Here is a 9,931-nt window from a genome sequence, read left to right on the forward strand (position 1 = left end):
TGAACGTTGCACCACGCTTCGCTCATCTCTGCGCCGGATCTGCCGATCATCCAGGTATGGGAACGGGAGTGCGGCCGAGTGCTGACCAGGTGACCGCGAAGCGCAACCCGGTAGCCGGGCGGCTGGCCGACTTCGGCGTCGGCACCAAGATCTACGTCGCGGTGCTCGCCATCGCGATCGCCGCGCTCGCCATCGGTGTGCTCGGGGTGAACCGGATGAGCGAGCTCAACAACGGCATCAAGGCGATGAAGGCGCAGCACGTCGACGCCCTGGTGCAGCTCAGTACGCTGCGCGGCGCGGCGGGTGACGGTTTCCAGGGCCTGTTCGGATGGGCGATCACTCCGGACGCGGCCGGCAAGGCCGAGTCCCGGAAGACCGCCGAGAAGGCCGACACCGCGTTCGTGGCGGCCCTGGACTCCTACCGCGCGCTGGCCGCCGGGTCGCCGGAGCGCACCGAGGCGGCGCAGAAGCTCGGCGACGCGTTCGCCTACTACCGCAATCTGCGGGACGTCGCGCTCTTCCGCGAGGCGCCGGCCGCCGGGTTCGAGATGCCGCCCGCCGACCAGGTCGTCGCGATCTGGACCAAGACCCAGGCCGACCTCAAGGGGGCCATCGAGGAACTCCAGCGGGTCGAGGACGCCGAGTCGGGCGAGATGGCCGCGGCCGCCGAGGAGACGTATCGCGACGCCCGTACCCAAATGATCGTCTTCGTCTCGGTGGCGCTGCTGCTCGGGATCGCCCTGGCGGCCCTCATCGGCCGGATCATCGTCCGGCAGCTGGGCAGCGTCTCCACCTCGCTCGCCGCGGTCGCCCAGGGCGACCTGACCGTGCCGGCCGAGGTGCAGGTCCGTGACGAGCTGGGCGGCATGGCGGTGGCGGTGAACACCGCCCGCGACGGCCTGCGTGACATGGTCGGCCAGCTGACCGCCAGCTCGCAGATCCTCGGCCAGAGCACCCAGCGGCTGACCAGCGCCACCGAGCGGATCGGCGAGTCGGCCCAGCAGGCGGCCACCCAGGCGGACGCGGTCGCCGCCGCGGCCGGCACGATCTCCAGCAACGTGCAGACCGTCGCCGCCGGCAGTGACGAGATGGGCGTCTCCATCCGGGAGATCGCCGAGAGCGCGAACGAGGCGGCCCGGGTCGCCTCCGAGGCGGTCGGCGTCGCCGAGAACACCAACGCGACCGTCTCCAAGCTGGGCGATTCCAGCGCCGAGATCGGCAACGTGGTCAAGACGATCACGGCGATCGCCGAGCAGACCAACCTGCTCGCCCTCAACGCCACCATCGAGGCGGCCCGGGCCGGTGAGATGGGCAAGGGCTTCGCCGTGGTCGCCAGCGAGGTCAAGGACCTGGCCCAGGAGACCGCCCGGGCCACCGACGACATCTCCCGTCGGGTCGAGGCGATCCAGTCGGACACCGCCAACGCGGTCGCCGCGATCGGCGAGATCTCGCAGATCATCGCGCGGATCAACGACTACCAGCTGACCATCGCGTCGGCCGTCGAGGAGCAGACCGCGACCACCGGCGAGATGAGCCGCAGCGTCGGTGACGCGGCGCAGGGCAGCACCGAGATCGCCAGCACGATCACCGGGGTCGCGGCCGCCGCGCAGAGCACCACGTCGACGCTCACCGAGGCCAGCGGGACCGCGACCGAGCTGGCCGGGATCAGCGCGGAGCTGCAGCGGGTGATCGGCCGCTTCCGGATCTGAGGTGGCTGTCCACCCTATATAGAGGGCGGATACAGTCGGCGGATGCGCATCACGATACCGACGGCGCGGATTCTGGCCGCGCTCCTCACGGAGCCCGACGCCGATCGGTACGGGTTGGAGCTCATGCAGGCGACCGGGCTGGCCAGCGGCAGCCTCTATCCGATCCTGCACCGCCTGCAGGAGGCGGGATGGGTGACCGCCCGGTGGGAGGAGATCGATCCGTCCGAGCAGGGGCGGCCGGCCCGGAGGTTCTACCGGCTCACGCCGTCAGGGGTGGTGGACGCCCGGCAGGCGCTCGCGGAGTTGCGGGCGCAGACGTCGGTGCCGGCTTTTCCGGAGCCTCTCGGAAAGAGTTCTCCACTGTTTCCATTCTCGGGCTGACACGGTTAGGGTCTTCGATTGCTGCATTTCCGGCGTCAGCCGAAGTGCATTTAAGTCGCCCCTAATCGAGAATTAAAAAATCCCCGAGGAAACAGTATGCGCACATCGCGGACCATCGCGGCGGCGATCGCACTCATGGCCGCTCTGGCAACCGGTGCGTGCTCCACGAGCGACCCGGAGGCCGCCGGGTCCCCGGTGCCCGCGGCTGGCGCCGCCGCTGCGAGCGGCGCGGCGTCCACCCCGGCTTCGCCCTCCACCGTGGCATCCGCCCCGGCTTCGCCGTCCGCCGTGGCGCCCACCGCGACCGGCCCGTGCGCCCGCAAGATCTCCGCCACCCCGGTCGCCCGGGTCACCGAGGTGAAGCTCGGCACGAAGGTCACCGGTTACGGCAGCGAAGGCGACACCGAACCGCTGCCGATGGCCATCGCGGCCCGGCCCGACGGCGGCTCCTGGCTGGCCTGGCGCGGCACCGACGGCAAGGTTTACCTCGGCAAACTGGACTGCGCCGACAAACTCGTTGGCGAACCCACCAGCTTCGCCGGGATCGACCTGCAGGACGTGCAGGCCGACGCGAACGGCGGCGTGCTGCTGCTCACCCGCAAAGGCAACTGCGGCACCGGCCGGCTCTGCGGCGGCGAATCCAGCCCGTGCTACACCATGCACATGATCCGGTTCGACAACGCCGGCAAGCAGGTCTGGCAGCGGCAGGTCACCAATCTGACCGGCGGGCGCACCGGGTACGACGACGGCGCCCGTTTCGTCTGGTGGTATCAGCACCACGGCCGGCTCGCCACCGACGGCAAGAACTGGGCCGCGTACTTCGGGGTGGCGATCACCGTGAAGAACGGCACCTGCGTCGACATCCACCAGGGCGACCGGATCCAGGTGGTCGACGCGAACGGGAACCTGGTCAGCGGGCACCGGGACGCGGCCGAGGTCGGATGCAGTCACGCCTGGACGTCACGGATCGTCTGGGACCCGCGGACCAAACGGTTCGTGGCGGTCTGCGCCACCGACAACGAGTGCCGGATCGCCCGGCCTGATCCGTACCGGACGGTGGCGGTGGGCACCTGCGACGGCACCCTCTTCGGCGGTGACCTGGTGCTGGCCGAGACCAAGGGTTACTGGACGGCCTGGAGCCAGGGCGGCTCGGTCCGGCTCGAGCACTTCACCACCGGCCGGTCCGACAGGACGATCAGCACCGGGGTGGCGTCGGCGCATCCGCACCTGGTCTCCTACGGCACCGGCCGGATGCTGCTGACCTGGCAGTCCGGTTCGGCGACGGCGGCCCGGGTCTACGACGCCGGCACCGGCAAAGCGGTCGGCGCCACGTTCACCATCAAGGTGCGTGACCACAACTACCAGGCGTTCAAGGCGTACCCGGACGGCAGCGCCGCCTACCCGGCGGCGGGCAGCGGGAACGCCTCGATCAGGATCGCTCGGGTACTGCCGGTGAGCTGACCGGAACCCAGTCCAGGTACTTGCCGGTCCGGTTGTCGCCCGACGACCGGCCGGCGAGCCGGCGCTGGATCCACGGCAGCACGTGCTCCCGGTAGTACCGGGCCTCGGCGACCAGGCCGCGGCTCGCGGCCGGCCCCGGATCGATCACGTGGGCCTCCGTCGGATAGCCGAGCGCGGCCAGCACCACACTCGCCACCCGGCGGTGCCCGTTCGCGTTCAGGTGCAGCCGGTCGGCCGACCAGTAGTGCCGCTTCTTGATCTCGGCGTCGTTGAACATGTCGACGAACACCACGTCGTAGCGCTCCGCGAACCCGCGCACCGCCTCGGTGAGCATCGCGCCCTTCGGCCGCATCCGCCCGCCCAGCGGCAGGTGCCCCGACGGGTCCGCCCCGCTGAGCAGCAGAACCCGCACACCCGCGTCGGTGCAGCGGCGCACCGCCTGCTCGGTCAGGCTCACCAGCCGCTCCAGGTCGCCGCCGGGCCGCATCATGTCGTTGCCGCCGCCGTTCAGCGACAACAGCGTGGGCTGCGGCGACAGGGCCAGCGCCGCGTCGAGCTGCTCGGTGACGATCGGCTCCAGCAGGCGGCCACGGATGGCGAGATTCGCGTACTGAATCGTCTCGCCCTCCCCGGCAGCAATGCCGGCGGCGACGAGATCGGCCCAGCCCCGCTCGGTGCCGTCGGGCTGCGTGTCGCCGAGCCCTTCGGTGAAGCTGTCACCGATCGCGACGTACCGCGTCATTCCCGTTCTCCCGTCGCTCCCCGCAGTCTGGATCACCGCCGACGCTACCCGGCGGTAGGCCTCCCGCGCCCCGGCACGTGGGCCATCCGACACTCTCTCCCGGTCGCCCTCCGCGACACCCCGCGCGGGTCCGGCTCCGCTGTCCGCTTCCGGCCCTTTCCCGGTACGCGTTCGCAGCTTCCGCCGAACTAGGTGCCCCTGTGCTACCCGCGCGACCACCCACCGGGTCGCGCCCCACAACGCGACCGCCGGGCTTAAGCAGCCACTCACCCTCCACCCCGCCCCAACGCCACCCCGGCTGTCACCCAGTGCTCGTTTGGCGGTCGTAGGCCAGCGCCAGGCGTCAGCTGGTTGGTCTGGCTGACGCCCAGCGCTCGTTCTGCGGCGCCGGGCGCCAGCGCAGATGAAGTAAGTGGGCCGGTGGGGGCCTGGACTGCCTAGAGGGGCCAGTCGACGCTCAGGTAGCGCGTCTCCTGGAACTCGCGCAAGCCTTCCCGGGCGCCCTCGCGGCCGAGGCCGCTCTGCTTGACGCCGCCGAACGGGGCGGACGGGTCCGACACCAGCCCGCGGTTGATGCCCACCATCCCGGCCTCGATCGATTCGCCGAGGCGCAGAGCCCGGGCCAGGTCGCCGGCGAAGACGTAGGCGGCCAGGCCGTATTCGGTGTCGTTGACCGCGTGGAGCAGTTCGGTCTCGTCGGTCCAGGTGGTCACGGGAGCCACCGGGCCGAAGATCTCCTCCTGCAGGATGGCCGCGCCGGCCGGCACGTCCACCAGCACGGTCGGCGGGTAGAAGTGGCCGGCCGCGCCGGACTGCGTGGCCTGGTGGCTGATCCGGGCGCCGGCGGCGACCGCCTCGGTCACGGTGCGCTCGACCCGCTGCAGCGCGGCCGCGCTGATCAGCGGCCCGATGTCGCTGCCGTCGGCGGCCGGGCCCACGACGAGCTTCTCCACCCGCGCGCCGAACCGGGCGACGAACTCGTCGGCGACCGCCGCGTGCACGTAGAACCGGTTGGCGGCGGTGCAGGCCTGCCCACCGTTGCGGAACTTGGCGATCATCGCGCCGGCGACCGCCGCGTCCAGGTCGGCGTCCTCGGTGACGATGAACGGGGCGTTGCCACCGAGCTCCATCGACGAGTTGACCACCCGGTCGGCGGCGTGCCGCAGCAGCACCCGGCCGACCGCGGTGCTGCCGGTGAAGGAGATCTTGCGGACTCGTTCGTCGTTCAGCCAGGCGCCGACGACGCCGGACGAGTCGGTGGTGGTGACGACGGTGACCACGCCGTCCGGCAGGCCCGCCTCGGCGAGCAGCCGGGCGACCGCGAGCGCGGTCAGCGGCGTCTCCGCCGCCGGCTTGAGGACCGCGGTGCAACCGGCTGCGAGCGCCGGCGCGATCTTGCGGGTGGCCATCGCGGCCGGGAAGTTCCAGGGCGTGACCAGCGCGGCGACGCCTACCGGGTGGTGAGTGACGAGCGTACGGGTGCCGCCCGCTGGTGACTCCCCGTATTCGCCCCCGGGCCGGACCGCCTCCTCGGCGAACCAGCGGAAGAACTCCGCCGCATAGGTCACCTCACCGGCCGCGTCGGTGAGCGACTTGCCGTTCTCCCGGCTGATCAGCCGGGCCAGCTCGTCGCGGTCCCGCAACATCAGCTGGAACGCGCGGTGCAGGATCTCCGATCGCCGCCGCGGCGCCGTCCGCGACCAGGTGGGGAAGGCGGCCGTCGCAGCGTCGACCGCCTCCCGAGCCTCCGCGACCCCCTGGTCGGGAACCTCAGCGACAGCCTCCAGGGTGGCCGGATCGGTAACGGCGAACGTGGCACTCATCGAGCGTTCTCCTGAAGCAGGTCAGCGTGCGATCTTCGGGCGCGGACGCGGGCCGAAATCCACGCAGGGCGGTTGGGGCGGGTGCGGGCCGGTTCCCGCAGGGCGGTTGGGCGGGTGCGGGCCGAAGCTCACCCAGCGCGCAGGTCACCCCGGTGCGGGTCAGGGGGTGGCGGCGAAGGCGGCGTCGAGCACGTCGAAGGCGTCGTGCAGCAGGTCGTCGCTGATGGTCAGCGGGGGCAGGAACCGCAGGACGTTGCCGTAGGTCCCGCAGGTCAGCACGATGACGCCCTGCTGATGCGCGGCACGGGCCACGTCGCGGGCCAGGCGCGGGTCGGGTTCGCTGCTGCCGGGGCGGACCAGCTCGACGGCGATCATGGCACCGCGCCCGCGTACGTCGGCGATGCGATCATCTCGGGCCTGCAAGCGGGACAGGCGCTCGATGAGCAAGGTCTCGATCTTGCGGGCGCGATCGACGAGGCCGTCGGCCTCGATCGTCGCGACGGCCGCCAGGGCGGCCGCGCAGGCCAGCGGGTTGCCGCCGTAGGTCCCGCCCAGGCCGCCGACGTGCGGCGCCTGCATGATCTCGGCGCGGCCGGTGACCGCGGAGAGCGGCAGGCCGCCGGCGATGCCCTTGGCGGTCACGATCAGATCGGGTACGACACCCTCCCGCTCGCACGCGAAGAGATCACCGGTACGCGCGAAGCCGGTCTGCACCTCGTCGGCGACGAACACCACGCCACTGGCCCGGCACCAGGCCGCCAGCGCGGGCAGGAATCCGGGCGCCGGCTCGATGAAGCCACCCTCGCCCTGGATCGGCTCGATCACCAGCGCCGCCAGGTTCTCCGCGCCGATCTGCTTCTCGATCTGGTCGATCGCCCGCGCCGCGGCGGTCGCACCGTCCAGGTTCCCGTCCCGGTACGGGTAGGAGCCCGCCGCCCGGTAGACCTCCGGCGCGAACGGCCCGAACCCGTGCTTGTACGGCTTGTTCTTCGCCGTCATCGCCATGGTCAGGTTGGTCCGCCCGTGGTAGGCGTGGTCGAACACCACGACCGCGTCCCGCCCGGTGTACGAGCGGGCGATCTTCACCGCGTTCTCCACCGCCTCGGCGCCCGAGTTGAACAGGACGCTGCGCTTCTCGTGGTCGCCGGGGGTGATCCGGTTGAGCGTCTCGGCCACCGCCAGATAACCCTCGTAGGGCGTGACCATGAAGCAGGTGTGCGTGAACGCGCTGAGCTGCTCGCCCACCGCCTCGACCACCCGGGGCGCGCTGGCGCCGACCGAGGTGACCGCGATGCCGGACCCGAGGTCGATCAGGTGGTTGCCGTCGACGTCCACCACGATGCCCCCGCCGGCGCGGGCGGCGAAGACCGGCATGGTGGTGCCGACGCCGTCCGGGACCGCCGCGGTCTTGCGGCTCATCAGTTCCTCGGATCGCGGGCCGGGGAGGGCGGTGACGAGCCGGCGCTGCTGTTCGATGCTCACCCGACCAGTGTCGAGCCGACAGGTATGCCCGTCCATTACCATCTTGGCAGCGAGACTATGCCTCGGAGGCATGATGGAGCTGCGTCATCTCCGCTACTTCGTGGCGACCGCGGAAGCCGGCACGGTCAGCGGCGCGGCCGAGCGGCTGCACCTCACCCAGCCGGGCCTGTCCCGGCAGCTGCGCCAGCTGGAACGCGATCTCGGTGTGCCGCTGTTCGACCGCTCCGGCGGCCGCTTGGAGCTGTCGACCACCGGCCGGGCGCTCCTGACGCAGGCTCGTGACCTGCTGCAACGGGCCGACGCGCTGCGGGTGGCGGCCGCTTTCCACGCGCAGGGCCGGCTGGACCGGCTCACCATCGGGGCGCCCACGGTCACCCTCACCGACGTGGTGTCGCCGTTCATCGCGACCCTGGCGCCGGAGGACCCGACCGTCGGCGTGGCCGGCGCCGACGGGCTCAACCCGGCCGAGACGCTGCGGCTCGGCGCGGATCTGGCGATCGGCACCGTACGGCCGGCCCCGCCCCTGCTCTGCCTGCCGCTCGCCGTGCTGCCGGTCTGGGCGTACGTGCACGAGGGCCACACCTGGGCCGGCCGGTCCGCGGTGCCGCTGAGCGACCTGCTCGCCGAGCCGCTGATCGTGCTGCCGCCGGCGTTCACCGCGCGGCAGTCGCTGGACGCCGCGGCCGCCGCGTCCGGCGCCGGCGCGGCCACCGTGATCGAGGCCGCCAACGGTACGGTCGCGCAGGCCCTGGCCGCCGCCGGCCGGGGGATCGCGGTGGTCTCCGACGATCCCCGGTTCGGTCTGGTCCCGGTCGCGATCGAGACCGGGGGCGGCCGGTTGAGCATCCGCCTGGTCGCGGTCTGGGACTCGCGGCACGCGGCCGCCGCGACGATCGCCGAGTTCGCCGGGCGGCTCGGCCGGTTCGTCCGTCGGCGATACGACGCTCCCGCTTCGTGACCCCCGCGCAGAGACACCCGGCGATATCATCCGCACAGGGCGGTGAGCAGCATGACTGATCACAATCGAGGGACGCCCCGGCGGGGGCGAGCCCGCAAACGAGCCATCCGGGCGCACGCGGCCCGCGCCGGTGTCGCCTACTCCGTGGCCGCGCGCCAGCTGGAGGCCGTCGGCCTGCGCTCCGGCGAGACGATCGCCAGTTACGGGCGCACCATCTATCCGGGCCGGCGGCGCGTGGCCGAGGAGCGTGCCCGGCGGTCGTTCGAGCAGCGGCGCGACGACACCCGGCGGGCCGCCCTGCTGCCGGAAGGCCGCGCCCGGCATCTCGTCGAGCGGTTCCCGCTCTATCCCGGCGAGGGCCGTCAGGAGCTGCTGTCGATGCTCTACGTGACGGTCGCGGCGCACGCCCCGGAGCTGGTGCCACCGGTCGGCGAGCTGGCCTGGATCGCCGAGATGGGCGAGGAGACCGCGGTCGACATGGAGTGCGCCCGGCTGGACCGGGAGGTGCGGGAGCTGCTGGAACGGGCGGAACTCGACGAGCCGCCGTTCCGCGGTGTCCGGCAGATCCTCGACGCGCTGCTGATGGTCGCCAATGACGGGCACGCCCCCGGCACCCGGGTGCGGGTCCTCACCAGCCCGTACGAGGACCGCACCGCGACCATCGTCGCCGCCGTGTGGGGCCCGCCCGGCCCGCCCACCGGTTACCGGATCCAGATGGAGGGCGCCGCGCAGGTGCTGACGGCCGAGCCCGGCGAGCTGGTGGTGCTCGCCGGGCAGTGACCTACTCCTCGCCGGCGGCGGCCGGCACCTTCTCCCGGCCCTTGCTGTGGAAGGTCAGCTTCTCCGGCTTGCCCTTGCAGTCGACCACCACGGTCTGCCCGGGCCGCAGCTCGTTGAAGAGGATCTGCTCGGAGAGCGGGTCCTCCAGGTCCCGCTGCACGGTGCGGCGCAGCGGCCGGGCGCCCATCACCGGGTCGAAGCCCTTCGTCGCCAGGAACTTGCGGGCCTTGGCGGTCATCTCCAGACCCATGTCCTTGTTCTTGAGCTGCTCCGCGATGCGGGCCACGAAGATGTCGACGATCTGCAGGATCTCGTCCTCGCTGAGCTGGTGGAAGACGATCGTGTCGTCGATCCGGTTCAGGAACTCGGGGCGGAAGTGCTGCTTCAGCTCGTCGTTGACCTTCGTCTTCATCAGCTCGTAGTTGTTCTCGGTGCTCTCCGAGGTCTGGAAGCCGAGCTGGACCGCCTTCGCGGCGTTCCGGGTGCCCAGGTTCGTCGTCAGGATGATGACGGTGTTCTTGAAGTCGACGATGCGGCCCTGGCCGTCGGTCAGCCGACCGTCCTCCAGGATCTGCAGCAGCGTGTTGAAGACGTC

Annotated in this window: 9 protein-coding genes; 5 read left to right on the forward strand and 4 right to left on the reverse strand. The window is 71.7% G+C overall.

Features of this window, described 5'->3' with window-relative positions; genetic code table 11:
• The first annotated feature begins 56 nt into the window (after window positions 1-56).
• The 3 genes from AB0F81_RS04605 to AB0F81_RS04615 all read left to right on the forward strand — a co-directional run bounded on the left by AB0F81_RS04605 (window position 57) and on the right by AB0F81_RS04615 (window position 3,551).
• Complete coding sequence (locus tag AB0F81_RS04605; protein ID WP_360190881.1) at window positions 57-1,709, forward strand: methyl-accepting chemotaxis protein; 1,653 nt, start codon at window positions 57-59, stop codon at window positions 1,707-1,709.
• Window positions 1,710-1,751: 42 nt separating this feature from the next.
• The gene (locus tag AB0F81_RS04610; protein WP_360190882.1) at window positions 1,752-2,090 is read left to right on the forward strand and encodes a PadR family transcriptional regulator; all 339 of its coding nucleotides are present in this window, start codon (window positions 1,752-1,754) and stop codon (window positions 2,088-2,090) included.
• A 96-nt stretch (window positions 2,091-2,186) separates the two neighbouring features.
• Window positions 2,187-3,551, forward strand: a complete 1,365-nt coding sequence (locus tag AB0F81_RS04615; RefSeq protein ID WP_360190883.1) for a hypothetical protein — start codon at window positions 2,187-2,189, stop codon at window positions 3,549-3,551.
• On the opposite strand, the gene AB0F81_RS04620 is transcribed toward AB0F81_RS04615, so the two are convergent.
• From AB0F81_RS04620 to gabT, 3 genes are all read right to left on the reverse strand, one after another.
• The gene (locus AB0F81_RS04620; RefSeq protein ID WP_360190884.1) at window positions 3,520-4,293 is read right to left on the reverse strand and encodes an SGNH/GDSL hydrolase family protein; all 774 of its coding nucleotides are present in this window, start codon (window positions 4,291-4,293) and stop codon (window positions 3,520-3,522) included. The genes AB0F81_RS04615 and AB0F81_RS04620 overlap by 32 nt on opposite strands.
• 437 nt (window positions 4,294-4,730) lie before the next feature.
• Window positions 4,731-6,116: an NAD-dependent succinate-semialdehyde dehydrogenase gene (locus AB0F81_RS04625; protein WP_360190886.1), complete on the reverse strand. Its 1,386-nt coding sequence runs from the start codon at window positions 6,114-6,116 to the stop codon at window positions 4,731-4,733.
• A gap of 159 nt (window positions 6,117-6,275) precedes the next feature.
• On the reverse strand, window positions 6,276-7,634 hold the full coding sequence (gabT, locus tag AB0F81_RS04630) for a 4-aminobutyrate--2-oxoglutarate transaminase (protein ID WP_360190888.1): 1,359 nt from the start codon (window positions 7,632-7,634) through the stop codon (window positions 6,276-6,278).
• Between the two features lie 34 nt (window positions 7,635-7,668).
• Here gabT and AB0F81_RS04635 point away from each other — a divergent pair, with 34 nt between their 5' ends.
• Both AB0F81_RS04635 and AB0F81_RS04640 read left to right on the forward strand, forming a co-directional pair.
• Window positions 7,669-8,556 (forward strand): LysR family transcriptional regulator, encoded by an 888-nt coding sequence (locus tag AB0F81_RS04635; RefSeq protein WP_360190889.1) that lies wholly within the window; start codon window positions 7,669-7,671, stop codon window positions 8,554-8,556.
• A 51-nt stretch (window positions 8,557-8,607) separates the two neighbouring features.
• Window positions 8,608-9,336: a hypothetical protein gene (locus AB0F81_RS04640; RefSeq protein ID WP_360190892.1), complete on the forward strand. Its 729-nt coding sequence runs from the start codon at window positions 8,608-8,610 to the stop codon at window positions 9,334-9,336.
• Window position 9,337: 1 nt separating this feature from the next.
• Here AB0F81_RS04640 and AB0F81_RS04645 read toward each other — a convergent pair.
• Window positions 9,338-9,931 (reverse strand): AAA family ATPase (locus AB0F81_RS04645; RefSeq protein WP_360190895.1); only part of this gene is annotated, 594 nt, incomplete at its 5' end.

Source organism: Actinoplanes sp. NPDC024001 (assembly GCF_040638955.1).
Classification (GTDB): domain Bacteria; phylum Actinomycetota; class Actinomycetes; order Mycobacteriales; family Micromonosporaceae; genus Actinoplanes.